Genomic DNA, 25,441 nt, shown 5'->3' on the forward strand with positions numbered 1-25,441 from the left:
CCGGCAACAAGGGTTGGAAGCCACTGGGTTATAGATTCACGTGACGCTGTCCGCGGCTTACGTCGACTCTGAAGGGGGCGGGCCGCCTTCACTTAACCTTCAGGTCAGGGCGCGGGTGATCAATGGCAGCAAGAGCCAGCCTCCGTGGAAGGCCGCCAGCCAGTTGATTGGCAAGGGTCGTGGCGCTGAAGACGCAGATGCAACCAATAGCGCATAGGTTTGGCCCAGCGCCAGGGGAATCGCGATGATTCTACGGACGGGGTTGTCCCATGTTGAGCGTGCTTGTGCGTGTGAATTTATCTTTCCAGCACGTTGCACCGAGCAACACCACTTGCAGTTGTTGCACAAAATTTTCTGTCATTTCGGCCTCAAGCAAGGGCTGGTCTGCAGGCAAGTCGAGGATTTCGGGCGCGGCAGCGAGCATGGTGGTGACGATCAGGCCGCAGACCATCTGCAGGCTACTGGTCGGCATTTCAGGGTAGACGCCCAAACGCCGAAAGTCTTGCGCCATTTCATTGGTGAAATGGGTCACATCGTTGCGGATGGCCAGGCGGAGGATGCGGCTGCCGCCTGAACGTTCACTGGAGATGAACAAGAACTGCAGCCGGTTTTGCTTGACGTACTCGTAGTACACATCAACCGAGCGGCGCACCATGGAGTTGGGCGCAACCCCCACTTGGCGAGCCTCGCGCAATAGGCGGCGCAGTGTAATGCCGACCTCTTCCACCAAGGCCAGGCCCAACTCATCAGTGTTGCGGAAATGTCGGTAGAACGCGTTGGGCACCATGCCAGCTTCGCGCGCGATCTCGCGAATCCCCAGGCTGGTGAAGCTGCGCCCCTCGCCAATCAGGTCCAACGCGGCTTGCAACAGGATAGCGCGGGTCAAGTCTTTGCGCTCACTGCGGGTTAACGCATCTGTGCGCTTGCTGGCGGTCGGAAAATTGGTCATTTTGTCTATATTTGTGTACGTTTGTATTTTATAGAGGCCTGAGTTGATCCTATATAAATAGAGGTGAATTTGCTGATTATTGGCTTTCATCTCTAAATTATGAAATTTTTATGGAAAGTATGTGTACGTTCGTACACAATTAGGCATTCAGCCAGACTAGCCAAAGGAAACCATGATGATCGCAGCAAGCAACTCCGCCGCCCCCAGCACCTGGGTCGAAAAACTGGCCGCGCCGCTCAAGGCCGCCCTCCAGCATCCGTGGGTTGAATCCATTGTTCGTTTAAGTGCTGTTGAGGACACGTTGCGGTCGCTGCACCCCATGCTGTCTCTCACTGAGGTGCGGGCGCAAGTGGTGCGCATCGTGGATGAAACGGCTGACACTAAAACCTTTGTCCTTCAACCCAATGCCTTGTGGCATGGACGGCACGGTGAGCACGGGCCACGGGCCGGGCAGTTTGTGCAGTTGCGCCTGGAAATCAATGGCCGCCGGGTCGAGCGCATCTACAGCCTGTCGAGCCGCCCAGGTGCCCGGTTGCTTGCCGTGACAGTCAAGCGCCAGGCGGGTGGATTGGTCTCACCGCATTTGCACGAGCACCTGAAAGTGGGTGACGTGATCACCATCGGCCAAGCCGACGGTGACTTCACGCTGCCCACGCTGTTGCCCGCCAAGATGCTACTGCTCAGTGCCGGCAGTGGCATCACCCCGGTGATGTCCATGCTGCGAGATCTGAAAGCACGGAACTATCAGGGCGACGTTGTGTTCATGCATGTGTGTCGCAACCCTGCTGAGTTTATTTTTGCCAAAGAGTTGCTGAGCACTGCGAATCGATTCCCTGCGCTATCGTTGCTCCTTCATTTCGATGACAGCGTGGGCCGCTTTACGCCTGACAGCTTGCAGTCGGCCGTGCCAGATTTGGGCGAGCGCGCAACCTGGATGTGCGGCCCCAGTGGCTTCATGGACGCTGTGGAGGGCCATTGGGCTACCAATAACTTGACCGCTCCACTGAAAAGCGAGCGTTTTGTGGCCATCCCGATGCTGCCTACGACGTCACCCGGAACCCCAGTGACAGTCATGCTGGCGCTCAGCGGTGAGCAATTTGTCACCAGCGGCAATGCGCCTTTGCTGGAGCAGGCCGAAAAAGCGGGCTTGTCCCCCAAACACGGCTGTCGCATCGGCATCTGTCGTTCCTGCCAATGCACCAAGAAGAGCGGCACCGTTGAGAACCTGCAAACCGGCGAACTCTCCAGCATGCCAAATGAGCAGATTCGCCTGTGCATTTCGGTGGCCAGAACGGATCTTTCACTAGACCTCTAAGGCACGTCTCTCCGCTGTTTTTCCTTCCATTCCCCACCACTCGAAACACACCATGAGCTTTGCCAAACCGACCCACCTGACCCGCCAACAAGTTGACGATTTTGAGAGAGAGGTCGACGCGATTCGCGCCAGCGTGATGAATGATCTCGGTCAATCGGACGTCGACCACATACGACGCATGATTCGCATTTGCCGCGCCAGCGAAGTGGGGGGGCGTGCGCTTCTGCATTTCGGCGTTGGGCCACTGAGCTGGGTCGCAGGCGTCTTGGCCTTGGCCAACGCCAAGATCCTGGACAACATGGAGATTGGGCACAACGTGATGCACGGCCAATACGATTGGACCGGCGACCCCGCGCTCAACTCGCAAAAGTTTGAGTGGGACATTGCCTGCGACGGTGAGCAGTGGCGCCATTCGCACAATGTGACCCACCACACCTACACCAATATTTTGGGCAAAGACCGCGATTTGGGTTATTCCCTGCTGCGCATGACAGACGCGCAAAAATGGAAACCTCGACACTGGCTTCAGCCGATGGCCAACCTGATGCTGGCCGCAGGTTTTCAGTATGGTGTGGGTTCACACGATCTGGAAATTGGAAAGTACACCCATGGTGCCATTTCCAAGCCCGAGTTCAAAGCCCGACTGAATCGTTTCCTGACGAAAACTGCGAAACAATGGTTCAAGGACTATCTGCTGTTTCCCGCCCTGGCGCTGTGGAGCGCTCCGCGCGTGTTGGCTGGCAACTTCTGCGCCAACCTGATTCGCAACCTCTGGACCTATGTGGTCATCTTTTGCGGTCACTTCACCGATGGAGTGGCGATTTACCGGGAAGAAGACACCCGCAACGAGACACGCGGGGACTGGTATCTGCGCCAGTTGTCGGGATCCAGCAATCTGGAAGGTGGGCGCGTGTTTCACATCCTGACCGGACATTTGAGTCATCAGATTGAGCACCACCTTTTTCCAGACATGCCCGCCCACCGCTATTTAGAAGTGGCGCCGAAAATTCGTCTTCTCTGTGTCAAATACGGATTGCTCTACAACACAGGTAGCCTGTACAGCCAGTACAAGACGGTGATGAAACGTATTCTGACCCACACGCTTCCACCCAAAAACGCGACCACATCGCCCGCTTAATCATGTTTCCAATAGGAGTCCATGGCTATGACAACTTCCGCAAATAAAACCACCAATGGCAAGGCGAAACCGACCGCCAAACCGGTTGCTAAAAAATCAATCACGCCGAGCCCCGTGGCGACAACGATGGTGGCGAAAAAGGGGGAGGCCATAGTGTCATCTGAACCCTCGTTGCGCTTTTACCACTCCAAGGAACTGCGTGCCAAAACCAATGCCGTGCTGGACGCGATCGAGGCGGCGCCCGACCTCGCCACGCATGGGGAGTCCATGGCCGATCTGGTTAATGAGCTCATCGACGCCGGCATGGATTACTATTTTTTGCGGGCACTCAAAAAAGCCCAGATGGGCTTTGTGAGCGAACAATCTGCCCGACTCGGTATGAGTGGTGCGGTCAAACTGCTCAGCTCAGTGAGCCGAAAATTCATTGTTCGCATGGACAAAGACCAATTGCTGGTGGTCGCCAGCCACATCCGAGAACTCAGCTGATTCAGTTGAACAGTGGCATTCACAACCACTCGGTTGCACTCGGGCGATTGAGCTGGTCAAGCACACCGCCGTAAATCCAGCCTATCCCTTGTCCTATAGGGGATTGATAGCTTCAAGTTATACAACGACACGATGGTCACGCGTGAGGTGACCGGTGTCTTGCCACTGTGCCTCTTGCTATCTTCAATCTGCGATTGAGTTGATGGAGCTATCGAACGACAGTACTTGTCGACGAACTGCTATTTAATAAATAGCACTATGAGCCTATTGCATCAGGACCAAGCGGTTTTTTTCCATGTTCAATAGATGGACTGTATCTGTGGCGGTGAGCCCGCGTGGCTAGGTGATGTCAGTTCGCGGGGGCCTGCTTGAGTTCCATCAAAATGCCTTGATCCACCTGAATCAAGCCACGTTTGGGGCGGTCTAGATCAATGATGATGAACACTGTCAGCGATATCAGCAGGGACACCAAAATAGCCCGTGCGACCACGAGTCGACCGCTCAAGCCGCTGGAATAGCCAAGCATGCTGCTCCAGGCAAGGAATGCCGTAAACAGCAAGAGCAACACGACTTCCCGGACAAGCAGGCGATGCAGCGCATTTCGGCGTCCCTGGTTGTCAATCATCTGATCAAGTGAGTTGACAAATTCTCCGATCGTGACCGGGCGTGAGTCGTCGTTGGTGGCAAGCACTGCCAACCGCCACAGTTTGTTCTGTGTCTACGTGGTCGTTGGGTTTAGTTGTTTGCGTTTCTGGCGTCGGCCTCGTCGATGAGTGTCTGACTTCGGTTGCACCTACGCTGCATGCACATGCGCAAGTGACATCTCGCAACAACACCGACAGGCCCAAGACGCTGGCTTGAATGGAGCCGGCAAAAAATTCAAAGTCGTGGTCCGTGTGACACTGCACAAATCGACCAATTTGAAACCTAAGTTCGTCAAAAAAAATAGTGATCAGGACAAAAGGACACTTCGTGATCGACACACTGGTGTAGTCGTACAAAAACTCTTGTGTCTACATGGATGGGTAGGTCGCGGAAAAATTAGTTAAAAAAAGGAGTCGCGGTCATGCACTGTAGCTGGCGCTGAACCCACCAACTTGGAGCAATGGGCCTAACACCAGAGCGCGCTGATGGGCGCGTCGGGTGTGAACCGATGCGCTACCTGGGCCTGTAGCAGTTCGGCTGATGCCAAGGCATCTGTCAGTGCGTGGTGGGGCCGATAGCGCGGCAGTCCGTAGCGGCGCCGGCTGTCAGCCAGTCGAATCGAGACTTGGGGCGGCTGGCGCCCGAGCACCCAGTCCATCAAGCCGCGGCGCTGGCTGCGGTACAGCCTGGCTTCCAGTTCCATGGTGTCAATCACGGGGAATTCGATGCGCTCACCTAGGCGCCTTTGCAAGGCCGCGCTCAAGAATTGACGCTCGATGTCTCGGCAGTGCACAACCAGCACGTGGCCCGCCATGGCTTGCAATACATCGCCCAAGACCTCATTCAAGTCCGGCGCCGTTTGAACCTGTGTATGCGTGATGCCGTGGATGGTGATCGACTCCGCACCCAGCGGTTCCCGGGGTTTCAACAGCCAGTGACGCGAGGCACTGGCCCGGATGCAGGTGAGGCTCATGGGCACCAGGCCAATGCTGACCATGCCGTCGCGTGCAGGGGCCAGGCCGGTGGTTTCCACATCCAGTGCCATTAAAGGCGTGTCTTCGACAAGGGTGTCGCCCGGGACTGCTCCAGCGGCATAAAACGCCTTCAGTCTCGGGTCGCGAGCGATCTCAGCCAGGGTTTTAAAACGCTGCGCCCAATCGGTGTTGGGCAGCCCGACCTTCTGGCCGGACTGGCTCAAGAGGCCGCGGTGCAGCATCGTCAGGCACCTCGGGCTGATTGGTAGCGAAACTTCAAAAAACTCTGCGCGTCGCCCAGAATTAGAAAGGCGTCGCGCAGGCTCTTGCGCTCAAAGGCGGAGAGTTGTTGGGGGTCAATACTGTTGTCGGGCTCCAGCCCGGCGCTCAGGTCGTTGGCTTGATTGCGAATCCGCACGGTCGAGATGAACTCCAGCGTGTCGTGCAGGTCTTGCCCGCGACCGGGCGGCAAAATGCCGGCCGCAATGACATCTTGCAAACGCTCAAATGAGTTTTGCGCCATGGAGCCCACTGCCAGCGCATGCACGCGAATCAGGTCGGCCATGGGGGCTGTGCCGCGTCGCTTGAGGTTGATGGCTTTGCTGTGGCGGCCATCGGCCTCGACCACAAAATCCTTGAAAAAACCCAGTGGTGGTGTGCGCAGCAAGGCGTTGCGTGCCATGCTGGCTAAAAACCGCGGGTGATTTTTGGCTTTGCGCGCCACCAAGGTGCGTAATTTGTCTGCCCACTCTGTCTGCCCCCAAACGCCGTCCAAATCAAAAAAAATGTTGGCGCTGAGCAAGGTTTCTGCCGTGGGCTGCTCCATCCACTGGTTGAAATAACCTTCCCACACTTTCAGCGGTTGGCGCCATTTGGTATTGGTGGCCATGATGCCGCCACTGCAGTAGCTGTAGCCGCAGCGTGCCAGGCCATCGCTCACGAAAGCGGCCAGTGCGCTGAAGTAGCCGTCATGCGGGGCAGAGTCAAACCGGTTGTCCAGCACGAGGGCGTTGTCCTGGTCGGTGACCACCAGTTGTTCATTGCGGGCCATAGAACCCAATGCCAGAAAACAATAGGGAACCGGCGGGGGGCCGAGGTTTTCTTCAGCCAGTTCTAGCAGGCGCTGCTTGAAGCTGCGCCCAATCAGCGCCATCGCGCTGCCAACCATGAGAGAGCTGGCATCTTCATTGACCATTCGCACAAAGCTGGCATGCACATCGGCCGTCAGTGTGGCCAACTCGTCAACGCTGGCCTGGCGAAAAACACTGCTCACCACAAACAGGCTGTTGCGGGACTCGTATTGCACGACATCAGACAGGGCAATGACGCCGATCGGAATTTTTCGGCGCATCACGGGCAAATGGTGCACGTTGTGGCGCAACATTTGCAACATGGCTTCAAACACCAGTTGGCTGTGTTCCACCGTGACCAGCTTCGCGGTCATGATCTGGCTCACCGGGGTGTCATAACTCAGCCCGCCCGCCACCAAACGGGTGCGAATGTCACGGTCGGTGATGATGCCCGCCATGACAGGATGGTCGTTTGAATCGGTTTCATCCACGATCAAAAGCGATGAAACCCCGGCCTGCGTCATACAGCGGGCGGCCTCCAGGGCCGTGGCAGTTTGAGGCAAGGTCACGGGCTCACGGCCAATCAGGCTCTCCACTGTGGCCGACATGAGCTGATTGGACTCCGTCTGGCGCGACACGACTTGACGAAGGCGTGTGCGGTCTTCTGTTTCCACCAGGTCGGTAAAAGACTCTTGCGTGTCAAACAGTTCGGTAAACAAGGGCTCAGGAATCAGGTAGAGCAGGGTGTCTTCCAGCGCAGCCACGGGAAAACGGACCTTTTTCTTTTGCAGCAGGCCGGCCTCGCCAAAGTGGCCGCCTTCGGTCAGGCGGTTGTACAGCGTGCCGTCGCGGCGAAAGACCTCGACGGCACCGCTGCGAACCACAAACCACGATTGGGCCACCTGGCCGAACTCAAGGATCTGACTGCCCGCCTTGAAGTAGCGCACATCCACCGCTTTCGCCACACGGTGGAGTACGTCTTCAGGCAGCGGCGCAAACGGGGTTTGCCGCTGCAGGAACTGCAGAATTTCGAGCTGTTCGTCCTGCATTAGTGGTTCGCCCAACGGGCTCAAGCCCGTGGTTCAGAGGCCAGTCCTTTGACCACTGAGATGGTGGCCACCAGAAGCACTACGGTGAACGGAAACCCGGTAGATACCGCCATCGCCTGCAACGCCACCAGTCCACCGCCCAAAATCAGGGCGATGGCGACCAAGCCTTCAAAGACGCACCAGAACACACGCTGTGGCGTGGGTGAGTCCACTTTTCCGCCAGCGGCAATCACGTCAATCACCAGCGAACCGGAGTCAGACGAGGTCACAAAGAACACCACTACTAACACAATGGCGAGGAAAGAGGAAATTTGCGCGAAGGGCAAAACATCCAGCATCTGGAAAATCTGCAGCGGCAAGGCGGCTTCAGCCACGGCCTTGTAGCCGTCATTCACCAGCTGCGAGATTGCCGTGCCACCAAACACGGTCATCCACAAAACGCAGGCCAGTGACGGCACCACAAGCACCGACACAAGGAATTCACGTACTGTGCGTCCGCGCGAGACACGGGCGATGAACATACCAACGAAGGGCGACCAGGAGATCCACCAGGCCCAGTAAAAAGCGGTCCAACCCTGCGAAAAGTTCACGTCTTGGCGACCAATCGGGTTGGCCAGCGCTGGCAAGTACTCGATGTAGGCGCCCAGGTTGCTAATGAATCCTGTGGCAATGGCTAAAGTGGGGCCGACCAAAATGACGAAGCCCAGCAACAAGGCGGCCAGCACCATATTGATCTCCGACAGTCGTTTGACGCCAGCGTCCAAGCCGGCCAGAACGGAGGTGAGCGCCATGGCGGTGATACCGATCACCAGGAAAATTTGGGTGTTGTTGCCCAAGGGGATGTTAAACAGGTAATTCAAGCCCGCAGCGGCTTGTGATGCGCCAAGACCCAGCGAGGTTGCCAGTCCAAACATGGTGGCCAGTACCGCCAAAATGTCGATGACGTGACCGGGCCAGCCCCAGATCCGCTCACCCAGCAAGGGGTAAAAAACGGAGCGAATCGTCAAAGGCAAGCCTTTGTTGAACGAAAACAGCGCCAAGCCCAAGGCCAAAATGGCGTAAATCGCCCACGGGTGCAGGCCCCAATGGAAGATGGTCGCGGCCATCGCAAGCCGCTGGGCCGCGCTGGCGTCTCCGGCGGCAGCGCCCAACGGCGCCCAGTCGGTGCGTACTCCGTTTTCCACATTGATGCCGCCCATCGCACTGCCGAAGTGTGAAAGCGGCTCAGACACGCCGAAGAACATCAAACCAATGCCCATGCCTGCGGCAAACAGCATGGAGAACCAACTGAGGTAGGTGTAATCAGGCGTGGCTTTGGTGCCGCCCAATCGCACTTTGCCCAAGGGCGAAATGGCCAGACCCACGCATACCAGTACAAATATGTTGCCCGCCCCAATAAAGAACCAGTCCAGATTGCTGGTTAGCCAGCCTCGTAGGCTGCTAAATAGAGGCTCCGCCTGCGCTTGGAATATAAGGGTCAGCAAAACAAACGCCACCACGGCCAGGCCAGAGATGGCAAAAACGCGGTTGTGAATGTCCAGGCCCAGCGGTCCGAACTGAACTACGATGTTGTCTTGGCCAATTTTGTAGTCGGTGTTGATCGGGTTGACGTCTCCGTCAGGGGCCATCGGATTGTATTTTTCTGTCATTTTTTTCTTTCTTTTAGTTCGTCAAAATCAGCCATCACGGCGAACAGTCAGGTAAATGCCCCGCAGCTATGCATGGCTTTCCGTGCGCTTCGATTCTCTCCGGTCGCCGCGTCAATCTTCAACACTGGTCTCAGACGATGGAGTGTCCTGCCTGCCCTGGGTTTTATAGTCTTGTTAGTTAATAAAACACGAAAAACCTTAAGATGTCAAGGAATTTTTCTCTGCCGGCGACGGCCACACGGTGTGGAAAAGGTGTCTGCGGGATGGAGCATTTGGCGGGTCTGGCGAATTCCTAAAACAGTTTAGAACTGCAGAATGAGGGTTTTCAACGGAGGTTGCCCGTCTGAGGAGGGAAAGTCTGCGCCCGGCGCAAGGACTTGGCAGTCGCGCACTGGCCGCCCCAGCTTGGCGGCGCAGCGCAGCACCTGCTCGCGCCACTCGCTCATCGCCACCTTGGCGAGGTTGTTGCAGCAGATCAAAACACCGTCATCAGAGGTAGCAAGAATCGCAGGTTTCAGCAAGCTCTGGTAGTCACGCAACAGGTCAACCGTCCCAAACGCGCTTTTGGCCCAGGCAGGCGGGTCCAACAGGACCACGTCAAACTGGCGTTGCTCCAGTTTGGGGTAGTTCGGAAATTGCTGGCCCCGCCGGCCGGCAACGGGCAAACCAGCCAGTTGGCGAATGGCCGGAAAATAGTCAGATTGAATGAACTGCATGGGAGTAAACCCCGGATTGAGCGCACCGTTTTCACGTCCAACTGCCAGATTGCCTTCCGCAAAATCAAGGTTCACGACTTCACTAGCGCCGCCAGCAGCTGCACACAAGCCGATGCCGCAGGTGTAAGCAAACAGGTTCAACACTGATTTCCCGGCGCTGTTGTTTTTGACCCAGCCGCGGGCATTGCGCAAATCCAGGAAAAGCAGTGGGTCCTGGCCCGCGTGGCGGCCGCGGATGCGGTAGTTGTGGCCCCATTCGTGGGCCACCATGTCAGCCAATGCAGCAGGTGCAGCCTGGTGAATGGCGTTGCTGCGATCAACCCGCGAGTTGCCCCGCGATCGGTCGTTGTAAACCAGCAGCAAATCTTCGCCCAAGGTACTGCAGCATTGCGCGGCCAGAGTCTGCAAGTCATCCGCGTTCAAACTCTGGTGAAAACTTTGAACCAGCAGTTGTGGGCCATAGCGGTCAATGGTCAAACCGCCCGCGCCCTCCTGGCTGCCGTGGAACAAGCGGTAGCAGTCAGTGTCTTGTTGATGCAGCTCACTCAGCAATGATTGACGGTTGACAAGGGCAGCGCTCAGCGCCTGGGTGACAGTGATCATGCGCAAAGGCCCCTAAGTTGAAAAGTCGCGAAGTCTACCAAGTAACCCGGGCCGAGACTTCATTTCAATGCGCTTGGGCTCAGTTTTTGGTGTCGGAGTTGCTGGGGCGCCTACGCATTTTGATGCGCTGCCTTATTGCTGGCCTGAATCCCGGCGGGGGTCTGAGTGGCCGTGGACTATTTTGTAGCCTAAGTCTCTCTTAAGCCAACCTTAAGCTCAACCTAAGTTTGGACGCTTAAAGTCACTCCCAGTTGGTTCCAAACCAACGTAACCGCAACCGACCAAATGGTCATTACTTTTAGGATCCATCATGAAATCAAGTCTCACCGCTCTGTTTGTCGCCGCCGGCCTGTTGGGTTCAGCCGTGACATTTGCAACGACTCCAGCACCTGCCGCCGCACCAGCTGCCGCGGTCGCGCCAGCTGCCAAGCTGGCCGTTGCTGCACCTGCACCTGCCGCCGTGGTCGCGCCAGCGCCTACACCAGCAGCTGCCGCGCCTGCAGCGGCTCCGGTTGCCGCAGCTGTGACAACGCCTGCGAAAAAAATCGTCAAGAAACACGCAGCGGCTAAAGCCAAAAAAGAAGCTGCCAAGGCACCTGCGGCCATGTAAGGGCCCTACCAGGGCGGGCCTCGGCTCGCCTTGATCCCAAAAGGCTGCGTCACCTGTCGTGGCCTTTTTTACGTCTGGTGTGCCTAACGGGCGTGTACAAACTTAAGATGCAGGTGCCATCAACGATGCCGTTGAATACATGGCGGCTCTGATCCTGACAATTTCAATTGAATTTATATTTCCCATGCGCGTACTCCTCATAGAAGATGATTCGTTGGTTGGTGAAGCCGTTCGAGTGGGCTTGGCCCGGCTGGGCATGACCGTCGACTGGGTGCGTGACGGTGAGTTGGGGCTGCAATGTGCCCGAAGTGAGCCTTTTGACGCCGTAGTGCTCGACCTGGGACTACCCAAGCGCGATGGCATGCAAGTGTTGCGTGACCTGCGCAAGGCTGGAAATCTGCTTCCAATTTTGGTGGTGACAGCCCGCGATGCCCTTGCGGACCGAGTCGCCGGGCTGGACGCGGGCGCTGATGACTACATTCTCAAACCGTTCGAAATGGATGAATTGGCTGCACGCCTGAGGTCAGCCATCCGACGCCGGTCGGGCAGGGCGGACCCGGTGATGCGCAGTGGCGAGCTGGCTTTGCACCCGGACACCAAAATCGTGACCAGGAATGGAATTGCTGTGAGCCTTTCAGCGCGCGAATTTGCCTTGCTGGCGCTTCTGATGCGCCACCCCGGCATGCCCCTGACACGGGCCCAACTTGAAGAGCGACTGCTGGGTTGGGGCGAAGAGGTGGCCAGCAATGCGCTAGAGGTGAATATTCACAACCTCCGACGCAAATTGGGCGTGTCCAGTATTTTGAACATTCGCGGCGTGGGCTACTTTGTGCCCCGGGAAGAGGCGCCATGTTCTCCCTAGAGACGCGGCTCCGGAACCGCCTTCTGTGGGGCGTACTGCTGGTCAGCATCGTTCTGGGAGTGACGGTTCGTATGAAGGTTCATCAAGAGCAGTCAAAACTGTTGAATTATCAGCTTGAGCAAGTTGCAAGAGCGCTCATCCTCAGCGACTTGCAAGGCACGGTGCAGACTTGGGATTCCGATCCCGCACTGCACCTGGATGTCCAGATTTGGGATGCTGATGGCATGCTGCTCTACCGATCCAGCGATCTGATAGACGTTGACCTCGATACGTCCCCCGGGTTATCGGCGGTACGAAGCGGCCACCAAAGTGATGCCGTGAAACTCAAGGTGTTTACGCTCAGCAATGGACAACGCACCGTGCAGGTAATGCACGCGCAGGGTCTGCGAGATGCTTTGCACATGGATGCGGAATTGGAGGTGTTGATTCCCGCGATGCTGGTCATGCTGGTAGGGGCGATTCTGGTGACAATGACAATTCGCAAGGAGCTCGAGCCTATCCGTGAGCTTGACGATGAATTGGGTCGGCGCGATGCGGGCTCATTGCAGCCTGTTTCACTGGCGAACGCACCCATGGAGCTGGCCAGTGTGGTGACCACGCTCAATACCCTGTTGCAGCAACTGGACACCAGCTTGCAGGCCCACAAGCGATTTATTGCGAACGCCGCCCATGAATTGCGCACACCGATCACGGCGTTAAGTCTGGAGGCGGATAACCTGCTGCGTGACCAAGATCCCGCGCACATGCTGGCAACCGCCGCTCGTTTGAAGCTGGGAACGCAGCGTGCGCAACATCTTTTACAGCAAATGCTGACGCTGGCGCGCCTGGAGGCCCGTACACAGCCCCGTCCTCGAGTCACGGTCGACTTGCAGCAATTGGCCCAGCAATCCATGATGGATTTATCAGCACTAGCCAGCCACCGTGGAGTTGAGTTCGAACTGGACATCGATGGCCAGGCAATGGTGCAGGGGGATCCGGATGATTTGCGACTTCTGCTGGACAACCTGCTGGGCAACGCCTTGAAGTTTTCGCCACCAAATATGGTGGTAACCATGACCTTGACCCGACAAGGCTCGGAGGTGACTTTGCTGCTGCGAGATCATGGCCCAGGCATTGGGCCGGAGCTGCGCGAGCGCATGCTGCTTCCCTTTGTGCGTGTTGATGCCGCCATTGAGGGGGCTGGACTTGGGTTGTCTATTGTTCAGGAGGTGGTGCTTAATCATGGTGCCACTTTGTCGCTAGAGACGCCGTCAGAGGGCCAAGGGCTGTTGGTGCGTCTCAGCTTTCCAATGTCGACATAACTCGGTCCAGGCCATGACGGCGAGGGAAGTTCCCTTGTCCACGTTGTGGTTCGCGTCACAAGCACCTCGCTTGGGTATGAGGTTAATTTTTGGTGAGTCGCCCCCACGAAATGCGCGCCCAGAGTTTCTCATGCCAGTAGTAGCTGACGAGTCCCATCAGGGTGAGAAGGGTGGACAGTCCCACGCCCTCACGCAAGCTACCCAAGTAGAAGTAGTTGATCGCGGTCATCAAGACAAAGCCAATGGCTTGCCACGTCAGTGCTTTGGTCAGGGTTCTTTTTTTATCTTCCATGCTGCTTTTGTGAAGTTGATGTGGTCGACGTATGAATGACGCTCCACGTGTTGGAGTGGCCACTGTGTTTTTCATCAATACGTGAATCAACGTTTGTTTTGTATTGTTTTCAAGCATTTGGTGATTTTTATCACCAGCGGTTGTTAAAATGATCGAATCATGGAAAACTTGGCCAAATCCCAACGCGCGACACTTTTTCGGGAGCGACTGTCAGAGGCCATGCTGGCGCAGGCACTGAATCGGACCACTTTGGCGCAGCGCACCGGGGTCGACAGGTCCACGGTGTCTCAATTGCTCTCGGAGTATCAGGTGCGCCTGCCTTCCGGTCATGTGGTCGCCGAGTTGGCGGCTGCGCTCAATGTCAGCGCCGACTGGCTGTTGGGGTTAAGCAGCCATACGCTGGCGCCTGGAGAAATCCTCCGGGAATCGTTGGAGGTGGCACCAGCCCGACCGGCCTTGGCGGACGAAAATATTGACCGCTGGTTACAGGAGTCGGTGGGAACAAAAATCAGAAATGTGCCGACTACCCTGCCAGAGTTCATGAAAATGGACACCGTGATTGAACTGGAATACGCCACTTACCCGGGCAAGTCGCCAGAACAGGTCATGGCCAGCAACGAAATTCGATTGCGTTTAAATCGCATCACCGGCATGGACCACGAGTTGGCACTTTCCCAGCAAAGTCTGGTTGACTTTGCGAATCGTTCGGGTCTTTGGGCGGCGCTGAGCCCAGAGCAAGTGCAAGCCCAGTTGCTTCGCATGGCAGACCTGTGTGAGGAGTTGTACCCCAGCACCCGCCTTCATTTGTTTGATTTGCGTCGCCACTACAGCGCGCCGGTGACTGTTTTTGGGCAACGCCGCGCGGTGATTTATGTTGGCAGCGCTTACTTTGTGTTCAACACCCGAGAGCATGTGGAAACCTTGACACGTCACTTTGACCAGCTGGTGAGGGATGCGAGTGTGCTGAGCCATGAGACGGCCACCTGGCTTCGCCGGCTTGCCAAGACAGTGGACGGCGCACCGCATAACAGGGTGTGACCCCCTCAGTTCGAAAATTTTTAACGGACCTGTTTGGAAAAGAGTGCTTGTGACAGGCAACATCCTGAAAATTGCTCGTCGCAACCCACTTGTTGGTCAGTGGTTTTGACGCGGGCCGCTTAAGGGCTCCCAATCGTCGTTGTCGCTTGCAGCGGGTGTCGGCTTGACGGCGCCGCTTGTCTTTGGCTTAGTTGACAGTCTTGGGGCGGGCTGGGCGCGAGTCTGTGCAGGGAGTTTGGGCCGAGGAGGCTGGCGCACAGCTGGTTGGTTCAACCGAGGCGACGCTACATTTTGTAGGCGCGGCGAGGTCCGATCTCCATCGGCTTTGAACACGGCAACGATTTGAACCAGTTCTTGAGCCTGGGTTTTGAGACTACCGGCCGCCGCCATTTCCTCAACCAGGGCCGCGTTTTGCTGTGTCGCTTGGTCCATTTGAGTCACCGCTTCACCCACCTCAGCAACGCCACTGGCCTGCTCGCTGCTTGCCGCGCTGATTTCGCCCATGATGTCGGTGACGTGACGAATGCTGTTAACGACGTCAGTCATCGTCGCGCCTGCACGGTCCACCAGCGTTGTGCCGTGCTCAACCCGCTCAACACTGGCATTGATCAAGGACTTGATTTCCTTGGCTGCGTCGGCGGAACGACCGGCCAAGCTTCGAACCTCGGAGGCCACCACAGCAAACCCTCGGCCTTGCTCGCCGGCCCGGGCTGCTTCCACGGCTGCGTTAAGCGCCAAAATATTGGTTTGAAGTGCAATCCCGTCAATCACGCCGACGATGTCTGATATTTTGCGGGAAGACTCGTTAATCCCTTTCATGGTTTCGACCACTTGACCCACGACCTCACCGCCATGAATGGCCACGGTACTTGCGTTCATCGCCAATTGGTTCGCCTTGCGTGCGTTGTCTGCCGATTGGCGGACCGTGCTGGTCAACTGCTCCATATTGCTAGAGGTGCGCTGGAGGTTGCTGGCGGTCTGCTCCGTGCGTGCACTCAAATCTTGGTTACCACTGGCAATTTCCGAGCACGCGATCTCGATGCTTGAGGAGCTTGTCCGAACGGCCGACACAGCCTCTTCCATTCGCGCCAACGTGGCCTTCAGTGCCGTGCCTGCGGACGTTTCGACGCCCAGCTTAGATACATTGAGTGCAATACCATCCGCCTGATTGACCGCCTGAACAAGAAGACCCAACTCTTCCCCTTCTCGTGCCAAACGGGCCATGCCGATAACCAAAACGGTTTCTACGGCTGTCTGAACTACCACATACACAGCATGAAGTACAACGCGTGAAAAGTCTGGCTCGGTCAGACAATAGAGGCCAAAGCCTGCTGCCTGCAATCGGTCAAACCCGACATGATGGACGGCGAAGAGTGCGGCCCCAAAAAAAATAACCCGCCAATCCCGATAAACCAGCAACAGGGCCAATGAGACGAAGACCCGAAAATGAAACTCCAACATGCCACGGGCCAGTTGAATGTGCAGAGCGACCAAGCTCACCAATACAAAGGTCAGCAGGTATCGACTGGTGGCCGTGCCTTTGCCACCGGCATACACCAGTCCAGCGATGACGCTCAAGACCAGAGTCGCACCCATGGCCAAACTTGAGTCGATAAACTGAAAGCCAAGAATGATGCTCGTGATTGCGCTCAGTGCAATAGCGAGCATTATGATTTGATAGCCGAAAACCCCTGCGGACATCGATTTTTGGCTTGGATCAGAGGTTTCCGATGGATGACTTCCTACTTGGTGATTGATCCACCGTTTGCGAGTGGTTGTATGACGTTGGCCCTTTTCAATATACGACAGATAAGTTCAGAACTTTAATTGTGGACACGCGATTTCAGGTGAGTCGCCCCGCGTCGGTGCCCGACTCCGCATGTGGGGTCGTGGACGATCGGGATCAGCTGTTCAAACATCAGATTCTCTCGCTTGTCGCCGATGACCGTTTCGGAGTTTTGAGCCACCCCTGTCGCGTCGCATGGTGAGGTGGGGTGTAGCGTTCAACCAGCGCTGAGGTCTGCACTTATTCAAAAATTTCTGGCTATGTATGCAAGCGCACAGAACAAGTCGCTCCAACTCAATAGTATTCAACCGCCAGTCTTCACTGGGCTTGGTGGCAACGAAATCTATCGAGGTTTTTGGAAGTGCACGCACGAACAAAAATTGATCCGAGGCGCTGTCAAATTTTGCTAGCACATAGTCAATACTTGGGGGTCCTATTTTTATACTTCACAGCGGTCCAGGCCACATCACAAGTCAGCATACGAGGTTTAGTTCCTTAGTCATCAAACGTGACCTTTTGGCGGGAGCGCCAATGATGCCAGTGGTGCTTGCTTTGCTCTGCGCCTTGGGGTTGCTATTCGCCTTTCACCATGTTGTAGCCGAGGGCAAGCACCAGGCTGAACTTCGGCACCGTGAAACGGCCATACGTGCTGTGTCGGTGTGGAACTGCAATGGTGTGCCTGGAGTCGCTGAGCGCGACAGGTGTTTGTCACGGATCACTTCGCCAAACTCTGCCCCCACTGGGATGTAGCTCGGCGTAACCACATTTTTTTCTGCCTCTACGATCCGGGCCGCCCTATCTACGCAGGATGTTCAACGGAAAAATGGCTGTGTGAAGGTGTGGCGATTCCGACCCGACGAACACTGAGTCAAACTGAACTCCTCGGGATAGCATCCGGGAAAGGTGTGAATCGCGGTGAGTGCGCCAACGCACAGAGGAATCATTCGAGAGAGCGCAAAGTTCGTGTTTCTACTTCAAGGCAATGCCCCGAAACTCAGATGACGAACCAAAATAACAGAGTAAGAAGCCTGACGACAACACTGTGGGTCCTGCTGATTGTGAGCATTTTCACCAGCGCAGTTCTAACCCAGCGCAGTCTGGCTCGTCTGGCTGACTCTCGCGAAGTCGTTGCACACTCTCTGATTGTGAACAAGGCCCTGACAGACCTGAGGACTCAAGTTCTGGACGCTGAAACCAGTCAGCGCGGTTTTCTTCTCAGCGGTCGTGCGCCGTATTTACAGCCTTACTACACGGCGTTGTCGCAAATGCGGCAATCACGTGGGGATCTCGGTATTGCGTTGAGTCAGGATCCGGCCACAGTTTCACAACTCGAGGGGCTGGACAAGGCGATTGCGGCCAAATTGCAGGACTTGGATCGTGCCTTGAGCCTCAAAAGTGAGGGGCGATCCACTCAATCGGCGGAGTCCGTCCTCGCGGATTCTGCCAACCAGACGATGAACGCTGTGCGAGTGGCTTTGCGTGGCCTGGAAACTGATCAAGTCGTGCGCACGAATTTATCGCAGGCTGGCATCAAGCGGGAAATCGAGAACTACTACCTGGTGCTGGGGGCGTCCATTGCCGCCAATTTGATTTTGCTGGTCGGCTTGGTCCTGCGCTTTCGAAACGCTGCCATCCAGTCAGATGCGTCCCAACGAGAGCTTGATGATCGCAACAACGAGTTGTCGCGGCTTCTTGCCACTGCGGCAAGGCGAAACGCCCATGTGCAGGGCTTGTCAGAGTTGAATCGCTTTCTGCAATCTTGCGCAGATCAGGCGGAAGCCGCAGGATTGCTCAAACAGCACCTGCCGCCCTTGATGGGAGCGACCAGCGGAGCACTCTACCTGGCAGATGCCGTGTCAGAACCCCTGCGCCAGGCGTTTATCTGGGGTGAGAAGTTATTTATCGACTCTTTTGGACCTGAAGAATGCTGGGCCGCTCGGCTACGGCAACCGTTCCTTCAACCATTCAAAACAGGCTCTGCTTCATGCGCGCATCTACAGTCGGCCTGCGCGAGTGTCACCCATGACCACCATATTCAATGCCTGCCCTTAATGGCTTACGGTGAGCTGCTGGGTATTGTTGTTTTGGAGGCAGACAAGGTGAGCGACTCGCAGGAGAGCCTGGAAATTGAGGGCAACCGGCGTTTTGCGCTCGAACAGGTTGGACTGTCGATTGGCAATCTGAAATTACGTGAATCACTTCGCCAGGCTTCCATACGGGATGTCCTGACTGGCCTGTTCAACCGTCGTTACTTTGACGAGTCGTCCCAGCGCGAGTTGCTGCGGGCCGTTCGACAACAGGCCAAGGGCGATTACGCCGGGTTGGCATTGATGATGATAGATATTGATCATTTCAAGCGCTTCAATGACGAACATGGCCATGAGGTAGGTGACCAAGTCCTGCGCGAAGTGGCGCAGGTACTACAGGCCCAGACACGTGGCAGCGACGTTGCGGCGCGCTACGGGGGGGAAGAGTTCATCATCTTGCTGGCAGACATCACGGACAAGCTGGCGATGGAGCGCGCCGAGCGGGTGCGAATGGCCGTTGAACAATTGGTACTTCATGTCGATGGCAAGAGTGTTGGCAGCATCACGGTATCAATTGGGTTGGCGCAGTTTCCAGCGTACGGCACGAAGATTGAGTCGCTCCTGCTTGCGTCAGACAAGGCACTGTATGAAGCGAAAAGCGCGGGGCGCAACCGGGTATTGCAGGGCACCTGACCCTTGACCCCTGGCTGATGAGTCCAATCAATTTCAACTCTGAGAGTGCTCCACAGTCGCTCGCGCAGCGGCCCGGCTAAATACAGGTGCGGCGAACTAAGACAGCTGAATATCCACCACGACAGGTGTGTGGTCGCTGGGGCGTTCGTTTTTGCGTGGCGTTTTGTCAATGATGCAACTGGTCGCCAGCGGTTTAAGCGCGTCGCTGATCAGGATGTGGTCAATGCGCATGCCCCGGTTGCGGCGAAAACCGAAGTCGCGGTAATCCCACCAGGAGAAGCTCTTGTCCTCTTGGGGGAACAATCGGTAGGCGTCGTGCAAACCCAGTGCGATCAGGGCGCGCAGGTGGTAACGCTCTTCTTCGGTGCAATGAATGGTGTCTTGCAAGCCGACCGGGTCCCAGACGTCGGCGTCATCAAAGGTGATGTTGTAGTCGCCCATCAACACGAGGTTCGGGTGGGTGACCAATTCAGTGCGCACCCAGTCGCGCAGGCCTTTGAGCCAGTTCATCTTGTACTCGAACTTGTCGCTGCCGGGCTCCTGGCCGTTCGGGAAGTAACCGCCAATGACCCGCACGCCATTCACGTCGCCAGTGATGACCCGGGCCATGTCGTCATCAAAACCAGGAATGTTCTTGACGACGTTTTCGGCAGGTGTGCGCGACAGCAGCGCGACGCCGTTGTAGGTTTTCTGGCCAAACCATTGAGCGTGGTAACCGGCTTGCATGAACGCTTCTACCGGAAACTTGTCGTCCGTCATTTTGAGTTCTTGCAGTACCAGTACATCGACCGGGTTCGCGGCCAGCCAGTCAAGAACTTGGGGCAGGCGAACCGTCAGAGAGTTGACATTCCAGGTGGAAAATTTCATAGAAAAACGTCCTCTAGCCCTCGCAAAATATGCGCAAGGTGCTATTAAAATAATAGTTAAACGGGTGTCGTTCGCTCGTAGGTCACAAAGCTGAAGCCCAAACCTGCAGCCGACACCTGTCGGTCACGGCTTGTTTCCACCCACTCTGCGCCCAACTCGGGGGCGAAGGCGTCGCCCTCAAAAGTGGCGTCAATCTCGGTAACGACTACTTTGGTGGCCATTGGCAAGGCTTGCACATAAACCTCAGCGCCGCCAATGACCCAGACATCGCTGTCGGCGGGGCATTGCGAACAAGCTTCGGTCAATGTGCTGGCGCGCAGGGCGCCGTCTGCCTGCCAGGCAGGCTGGCGGCTGAGCACAATGTTCAAGCGACCCGGCAGGGGTCGAAAACGGGGGGGCAATGAGTCCCATGTTTTTCGGCCCATGATGACGGGGCAACCCAGAGTCTGGCGTTTGAAGTGCGCCAGGTCTTCGGGCAAATGCCAGGGCATGGCGTTGTTCAGGCCGATGACACCGTTGGCGGTTCGGGCGAAAATCAGGTTCAGTTTCATGGCGTTGGGGCCCGGGTTCGGCTGGGTAAAAGCACGGCTGCAATGGCACTCATCACAAAGATCATGGCGACGTAATCCTGCCACAGCGGCCACTCACCCATAATCAGCGTGGCCGACAAGGTGCCCACCATGGGCACAGCCATGATACTCATGGCGCTAGTGGCCGGCGGCAGGTTGCGGGCCAGGCCGGCCCAGATGATCTGGGCAAAACCGTAGTTAAAGATAACGCCATAGGCCAGACTCAGCCACATGGGCTGCGAAAACTGCCATTGGGGAAAAGGCTCACTCACCCAGGCCACGACCCACAACAGCGCGCTGGTCAACAGCATCATCCAGACAATCAGAGTCTCGACGGGCAGGGTAAGCCGGGCCCGGCGCATCATCAAGGTGCCAATCGCCCACAGCACGGCAGCGATTTCCATCCAGGCAATGCCCAAGGGGCGCCCCGCCAGCGCAGTAAACTCTTGAGAAATCAAAAGGGCAATCGCCAGACCCACAGCGGCGGCGGCAAAGGCCACCCGGCGTGTGAGTCGCTCGCCTAAAAACAAAACGCCGATCAGCACGGTCCAAATGGGCATGGTAAAGCCCAGGATGGCGGCCCGCCCCGATGCGAGCTCCTTGACGCCCAAAATCGACACCGCGTGCCAGCCGAGCATATTGGGCAATGCCAGCGTCACGATGGATTTCCACTCGCTGCCTTGGGGCAGCATGCGCAAACCTCTCAGGCGGTAATAGATGAACAACCACAACGCACCGCCCGACATGGTGACCGCGCGGAAATACATCGGGGTCAGTTCGCTCAGTGAGAGCTTCATCATGGGCCAGTTCACCCCCCACATCAGCGTGAGGGCCAGCAGGGAAATCAGCTGGGGGCGGGTGATCACACGGCCACCGGGGCCTTAATGGCAGGGTGGCACTCATAGCCCATCACTTCAAAATCTTCGTACTCGTAGTCAAAGATAGAGGCAGGGCGGCGTTTGATGTTCAGTGTTGGGTAGGCCATGGGCGCCCGGCTGAGTTGTAGCGCGACCTGCTCCTCATGGTTGCTGTAAATGTGACAGTCGCCGCCCGTCCAAATGAAGTCGCCCACGGCCAGATCACACTGCTGCGCCATCATGTGGGTGAGCAAGGCGTAGCTGGCAATGTTGAAGGGTACACCCAGAAAAATGTCGGCACTGCGCTGGTAAAGCTGGCAACTCAGCTTGCCATCTGCCACGTAGAACTGGAAGAACGCGTGGCACGGCATGAGCGCCATTTTGTCCAGCTCGGCCACGTTCCAGGCACTGACGATGATGCGGCGCGAGTCGGGGTTGCTTTTCAGGGTTTTGATGACCTCGGCGATCTGATCAATTTGGCCGCCGTCTGGCGTGGGCCAGCTGCGCCATTGAACGCCATAAACCGGTCCCAAATCGCCATCGGGGCGGGCCCATTCGTCCCAAATGCTCACGCCGCGCTCTTTTAACCAGTTGTTGTTGCTGGACCCTGTGAGAAACCACAGCAACTCTTGAATGATGGAGCGCAGGTGCACCTTTTTGGTGGTCACCAGTGGAAAGCCTTCATTCAAGTCAAAACGCATCTGGTGGCCAAACACGCTCTTGGTGCCTGTGCCAGTGCGGTCGGCTTTGAGGACGCCATGCGTGTCCACATGGCGCATGAAATCTTCGTACTGGCTGCGAATGGGGTGGGCTGCTGGGGTGTTTGACATCTTGAGTTAGCGCGGAAAACAGCCGACCATTCTAGTAGCCGATAGGGGAATTAAGTCTGTTGGTCCAGGGGGCGGGTGACTGCCAACAGAAGTAGCAACAAGACCACCACGACCGGCATCACCCAAACCAGTCCCGCATAGGTGGCCAGCACGCCAAAGGCGGCCGGCATGAAGGAACCTCCCACGTAAGAAAACATCAGTTGGCGGCCAATCACCCGGCGCGCCGTGAGCGGCGGGAAGCGTCGGGCGGTCTCGTGCATTAGCGAGGGGTAAACCGGCGCGCATCCCAGGCCCATCAGCATCAGACCAAACAACGAAACAGGCGGCGGCAACACCGGAATGGCAAAAAGCGTGGCGCCCGCCACAGCGGTGCAAAGACCGACTCGAACCAAGTGTCGGTTGCCCAGCCGGTTTGCCACCACGCCGATGCCAAAACGACCAGCGGTGATGGATGCAAAAAACAGCGACACCCACACGCCAGCCGTCAGCGCATCCAGTTGGCGCGACGTGATCAGAATACTGGCGGCCCACAGGGCCGTGCCCACTTCGGCAGCGACATACAGGAGGAAGGTGAGGGGCGCCAGCCATAACGCCCACGGATTGATGGGTTTGAAGCCGGCCAGCGCACTACTCTGTTCTGTGTCGTCGCTGGATTCTCCAGGGCTTTCGCGCTTCCAAAGTGGCAGCGCCACACATAAAAGCGCGGCCAACGACAGTTGAACGAGACCTATGGTGCGGTAACCGCCAGTCCAGCCTACGTTGCTTGCCAAGGCCGAGCCCATGACGAATGGCCCCATGGTCGCGCCAAGGCCCCAAAAACCATGCAACCAGTTCATGTGTCGCGAGGAGTAGTGTTTGGCCACAAAGTGGTTCAACCCGGTATCAACGGCCCCTGCACCCAGCCCGAGCAGGGTGGCCAGCGCCAACAACCACCAAAACGAGGGCGCCCATGAAAACCCCAGCAGCGCCAACCCGGTTAGCAGGCCACTGAGCATGACGACCACGCCCGTGCCCCAGCGCGCGATGACGCGCCCGCTGAAGATCGCGGAAAAGGCGCCGCAGACTGTCATCACAATGGTGATCAGGCCTACCGCCGCGAGGGGCTGGCCAAAATCCGCCCGCATGGCCGGCCAGGCCACGCCCAGCACACCATCGGGCAAGCCCAGGCTCACAAAGGCGATATAGATGACGACGAGCAGCAGGAAATGCGCCACAGAGGTTTTCGGTGAGTTGGGCGGGACGCCGCCAGTGGTTGGGTGGCCACTGGCTGAACCCGGGTCAGGGGCGGATCACTCGCCCGGGGTTAAGCAGATTGTGCGGGTCCAGCCCCGCCTTGATGGCTCGCATGAGCTGCAATGCCACGGGTGACTTGTAATGCGTGAGGTGGTCCACCTTGAGACTGCCCACGCCGTGCTCGGCAGAGATGGAGCCATTGAAGCGAGTCACCGAATCAAACACCAGCGTGTTGACCTGCTCCTCCTGTGTTCTGAGGAAGGCCGCGGCGTCCACCCCAACCGGTGCTTGCACGTTGTAATGCAGGTTGCCGTCGCCCAAATGTCCAAAATTGACCAGCCGCACGCCGGGAAAAGCGGCTTCGAGCAAAGCGTCGGTCGCCGTCACGAACTCCGGGATGGCGGACACGGGTAATGAAATGTCGTGTTTGATGTTCAGGCCCTCTTTGGATTGGGCCAGGGGAATGCTCTCGCGAATGTGCCAAAGCTGCTTGGCCTGCGTCAGGTTCTCGGCCACCACGGCGTCTGTGACGCACCCCGACTCCAGAGCCGTTTCCAGCAGTTGCTCAAACAAGGCCCGGGCATGCGCCTCGGATTCGTGGTCGGAGTTTTCCAGCAGGACGCAAAACGCAGATGTTTGTTGAAATGGCACCCGCATGTCGGGAAAGTGCTTGCTCACCAAGCTCAGTGCGAACTGCCCCATCACCTCAAAACCAGTGAGTCCGGCACTCAAGTGTCGGTGCGCCAGGCCCAGCAACTGCACCGCCGCTGCCAAAGAGGGCACAGCAGCCCATGCGGTGAGGCGGGCGCAGGGCAGGGGGTAAACCTTGAGCGTGGCCGCTGTGATGATGCCCAATGTGCCTTCCGAGCCAATGAACAAGTCACGCAGGTCATAGCCGGTATTGTCTTTGCGCAGTCCCGAGAGGCCGTGCCACACCTCGCCTTGCGCTGTTACCACTTCAAGCCCTAGGCACAACTCGCGGGTGTTCCCGTAGCGCAGCACCTGCGTGCCGCCGGCGTTGGTGCTCAGGTTGCCACCGATGGTGCAGGTGCCTTCGGCCGCCAGACTGAGCGGAAACAACAGCTTAGCAGCTTGGGCCTGCTCTTGCAGCTTTTGCAGGATGCAGCCGGCCTCGACCGTGACGGTCAGGTTGTCAGCGTCCAGGCGGCGTACCGCATTCATGCGCTGCAGGCTGAGTACGATTTGTTGCCCTGTGGTGTCGGGCGTGGAACCGACCACCAAGCCAGTGTTTCCGCCTTGCGGCACCAGGCTCAAACCGCAGCCGCGGTGTTGACTCAGGTGCGCGGCGCATGCTTTCACCACCTGGGCGACTTCGTCGGTTGAACCGGGGCGAACCACGGCCAGCGCCTTGCCACGACTGCGTTGGCGCCAATCTTGCTCCCACGCGCTCAGATCGCCCTCAGTCAGGACATGGGCAGCACCCACAATGCGGGTGAGTTCAGTCAGCAGGGTTTGCATGGTCAGTTTGGGCAGATTTGGCGTTTCTCAGGCGAAGGCGAACGTGCAGGGCGCAGGCGGTAAACAGTATCAGACACAACACCACTTCAATCATGGCCAGGTAATTGCCGGGCGCCCGGTCGCTATAGGCGCGAACCGCTCCTTCTGTGAAGTAGAGCCACACCAGCAAGCTGACCCAACGGTAGGTGTACATGCGGTTTTTGAGCAGCCCCACCAGTGGAAAGCAAAGCGGCAGCACCTTGAATGCAAGCAAAAAGCCACCGGGCCGTATCGGTGCGATCACCAGTTCCCAGGCAAGGCCCAGCACAATGAGACCCAGCAGGCTGCCCACGGCCAGTATTCGGGTGAGGGCCACTTGGGGAGAAGGAATGTTTTGTTCGGGAGTGAGAGACGAGGTCATTGG

At 57.2% G+C, this 25,441-nt stretch carries 24 protein-coding genes; 9 read left to right on the forward strand and 15 right to left on the reverse strand.

The genetic code is table 11. The features are described 5' to 3' along the window. Positions 1-40: 40 nt before the first annotated feature. Entirely contained in the window at positions 41-217 is a 177-nt protein-coding gene (locus J8G15_RS03595) for a hypothetical protein (RefSeq protein ID WP_210546197.1), read from the forward strand. Positions 218-250: 33 nt separating this feature from the next. On the opposite strand, the gene fabR is transcribed toward J8G15_RS03595, so the two are convergent. Next, positions 251-949: an HTH-type transcriptional repressor FabR gene (gene fabR, locus J8G15_RS03600; RefSeq protein WP_210546198.1), complete on the reverse strand. Its 699-nt coding sequence runs from the start codon at positions 947-949 to the stop codon at positions 251-253. A 172-nt stretch (positions 950-1,121) separates the two neighbouring features. Here fabR and J8G15_RS03605 point away from each other — a divergent pair, with 172 nt between their 5' ends. From J8G15_RS03605 to J8G15_RS03615, 3 genes are read left to right on the forward strand one after another with little or no spacing between them, the layout of a single operon-like run. Beyond that, positions 1,122-2,264 carry a ferredoxin reductase gene (locus J8G15_RS03605; RefSeq protein WP_210546199.1) on the forward strand — a complete coding sequence of 381 codons (1,143 nt, stop codon included), beginning with the start codon at positions 1,122-1,124 and terminating at the stop codon, positions 2,262-2,264. A 52-nt stretch (positions 2,265-2,316) separates the two neighbouring features. Continuing rightward, on the forward strand, positions 2,317-3,402 hold the full coding sequence (locus J8G15_RS03610; protein ID WP_210546200.1) for an acyl-CoA desaturase: 1,086 nt from the start codon (positions 2,317-2,319) through the stop codon (positions 3,400-3,402). Positions 3,403-3,429: 27 nt separating this feature from the next. Next, positions 3,430-3,888 (forward strand): hypothetical protein, encoded by a 459-nt coding sequence (locus J8G15_RS03615; protein WP_210546201.1) that lies wholly within the window; start codon positions 3,430-3,432, stop codon positions 3,886-3,888. Between the two features lie 349 nt (positions 3,889-4,237). Here the strand turns inward: J8G15_RS03615 and J8G15_RS03620 are convergent, their stop codons facing one another. From J8G15_RS03620 to J8G15_RS03640, 5 genes are all read right to left on the reverse strand, one after another. Further along, positions 4,238-4,579: a hypothetical protein gene (locus J8G15_RS03620; RefSeq protein ID WP_210546202.1), complete on the reverse strand. Its 342-nt coding sequence runs from the start codon at positions 4,577-4,579 to the stop codon at positions 4,238-4,240. Between the two features lie 420 nt (positions 4,580-4,999). After that, positions 5,000-5,749 carry a 3'-5' exonuclease gene (locus J8G15_RS03625; protein WP_210546203.1) on the reverse strand — a complete coding sequence of 250 codons (750 nt, stop codon included), beginning with the start codon at positions 5,747-5,749 and terminating at the stop codon, positions 5,000-5,002. Between the two features lie 2 nt (positions 5,750-5,751). Continuing rightward, the gene (locus J8G15_RS03630; RefSeq protein ID WP_240538427.1) at positions 5,752-7,641 is read right to left on the reverse strand and encodes a DUF294 nucleotidyltransferase-like domain-containing protein; all 1,890 of its coding nucleotides are present in this window, start codon (positions 7,639-7,641) and stop codon (positions 5,752-5,754) included. A gap of 5 nt (positions 7,642-7,646) precedes the next feature. Next, positions 7,647-9,275: a BCCT family transporter gene (locus J8G15_RS03635; RefSeq protein WP_210546204.1), complete on the reverse strand. Its 1,629-nt coding sequence runs from the start codon at positions 9,273-9,275 to the stop codon at positions 7,647-7,649. Between the two features lie 302 nt (positions 9,276-9,577). After that, a complete protein-coding gene (locus J8G15_RS03640; RefSeq protein ID WP_210546205.1) occupies positions 9,578-10,594 on the reverse strand; it encodes a class I SAM-dependent rRNA methyltransferase in 1,017 nt (338 codons plus the stop codon). Between the two features lie 310 nt (positions 10,595-10,904). Here J8G15_RS03640 and J8G15_RS03645 point away from each other — a divergent pair, with 310 nt between their 5' ends. The 3 genes from J8G15_RS03645 (at position 10,905) to J8G15_RS03655 (ending at position 13,367) form a co-directional block, all read left to right on the forward strand. Beyond that, entirely contained in the window at positions 10,905-11,204 is a 300-nt protein-coding gene (locus J8G15_RS03645) for a hypothetical protein (protein ID WP_210546206.1), read from the forward strand. A gap of 184 nt (positions 11,205-11,388) precedes the next feature. Beyond that, positions 11,389-12,066 carry a response regulator transcription factor gene (locus J8G15_RS03650; protein WP_210546207.1) on the forward strand — a complete coding sequence of 226 codons (678 nt, stop codon included), beginning with the start codon at positions 11,389-11,391 and terminating at the stop codon, positions 12,064-12,066. After that, positions 12,054-13,367, forward strand: a complete 1,314-nt coding sequence (locus tag J8G15_RS03655; RefSeq protein ID WP_210546208.1) for a HAMP domain-containing sensor histidine kinase — start codon at positions 12,054-12,056, stop codon at positions 13,365-13,367. Before J8G15_RS03650 ends, J8G15_RS03655 begins: the two co-directional genes overlap by 13 nt. An 82-nt stretch (positions 13,368-13,449) precedes the next feature. On the opposite strand, the gene J8G15_RS03660 is transcribed toward J8G15_RS03655, so the two are convergent. Beyond that, a complete protein-coding gene (locus tag J8G15_RS03660) occupies positions 13,450-13,659 on the reverse strand; it encodes a DUF2061 domain-containing protein (RefSeq protein ID WP_210546209.1) in 210 nt (69 codons plus the stop codon). A 159-nt stretch (positions 13,660-13,818) separates the two neighbouring features. On the opposite strand from J8G15_RS03660, the gene J8G15_RS03665 reads away from it, so the two are divergent. After that, entirely contained in the window at positions 13,819-14,697 is an 879-nt protein-coding gene (locus J8G15_RS03665) for a helix-turn-helix domain-containing protein (RefSeq protein ID WP_210546210.1), read from the forward strand. 96 nt (positions 14,698-14,793) lie between these two features. Here the strand turns inward: J8G15_RS03665 and J8G15_RS21915 are convergent, their stop codons facing one another. Beyond that, on the reverse strand, positions 14,794-16,365 hold the full coding sequence (locus tag J8G15_RS21915; protein WP_304621854.1) for a methyl-accepting chemotaxis protein: 1,572 nt from the start codon (positions 16,363-16,365) through the stop codon (positions 14,794-14,796). Positions 16,366-17,481: 1,116 nt separating this feature from the next. Here J8G15_RS21915 and J8G15_RS03675 point away from each other — a divergent pair. Further along, complete coding sequence (locus J8G15_RS03675) at positions 17,482-19,203, forward strand: diguanylate cyclase (protein WP_210546212.1); 1,722 nt, start codon at positions 17,482-17,484, stop codon at positions 19,201-19,203. A gap of 96 nt (positions 19,204-19,299) precedes the next feature. Here the strand turns inward: J8G15_RS03675 and xth are convergent, their stop codons facing one another. From xth to J8G15_RS03710, 7 genes are all read right to left on the reverse strand, one after another. Continuing rightward, entirely contained in the window at positions 19,300-20,070 is a 771-nt protein-coding gene (gene xth, locus J8G15_RS03680) for an exodeoxyribonuclease III (protein ID WP_210546213.1), read from the reverse strand. Positions 20,071-20,126: 56 nt separating this feature from the next. Further along, positions 20,127-20,621, reverse strand: coding sequence for a dihydrofolate reductase (locus J8G15_RS03685; RefSeq protein WP_210546214.1), 495 nt, complete (start codon positions 20,619-20,621; stop codon positions 20,127-20,129). Beyond that, complete coding sequence (locus tag J8G15_RS03690) at positions 20,618-21,505, reverse strand: DMT family transporter (protein WP_210546215.1); 888 nt, start codon at positions 21,503-21,505, stop codon at positions 20,618-20,620. Before J8G15_RS03690 ends, J8G15_RS03685 begins: the two co-directional genes overlap by 4 nt. Then, positions 21,502-22,326 (reverse strand): thymidylate synthase, encoded by an 825-nt coding sequence (locus J8G15_RS03695; RefSeq protein WP_210546216.1) that lies wholly within the window; start codon positions 22,324-22,326, stop codon positions 21,502-21,504. Before J8G15_RS03695 ends, J8G15_RS03690 begins: the two co-directional genes overlap by 4 nt. A 50-nt stretch (positions 22,327-22,376) precedes the next feature. Continuing rightward, the gene (locus tag J8G15_RS03700) at positions 22,377-23,540 is read right to left on the reverse strand and encodes a sugar MFS transporter (protein WP_210546217.1); all 1,164 of its coding nucleotides are present in this window, start codon (positions 23,538-23,540) and stop codon (positions 22,377-22,379) included. Positions 23,541-23,604: 64 nt separating this feature from the next. Continuing rightward, positions 23,605-25,038: an FAD-binding oxidoreductase gene (locus J8G15_RS03705; RefSeq protein ID WP_210546218.1), complete on the reverse strand. Its 1,434-nt coding sequence runs from the start codon at positions 25,036-25,038 to the stop codon at positions 23,605-23,607. Then, positions 25,019-25,438 (reverse strand): DUF2069 domain-containing protein, encoded by a 420-nt coding sequence (locus J8G15_RS03710; RefSeq protein ID WP_210546219.1) that lies wholly within the window; start codon positions 25,436-25,438, stop codon positions 25,019-25,021. Before J8G15_RS03710 ends, J8G15_RS03705 begins: the two co-directional genes overlap by 20 nt. Positions 25,439-25,441 lie beyond the last annotated feature (3 nt).

Source organism: Rhodoferax sp. PAMC 29310, from assembly GCF_017948265.1.
Classification (GTDB): domain Bacteria; phylum Pseudomonadota; class Gammaproteobacteria; order Burkholderiales; family Burkholderiaceae_C; genus Rhodoferax.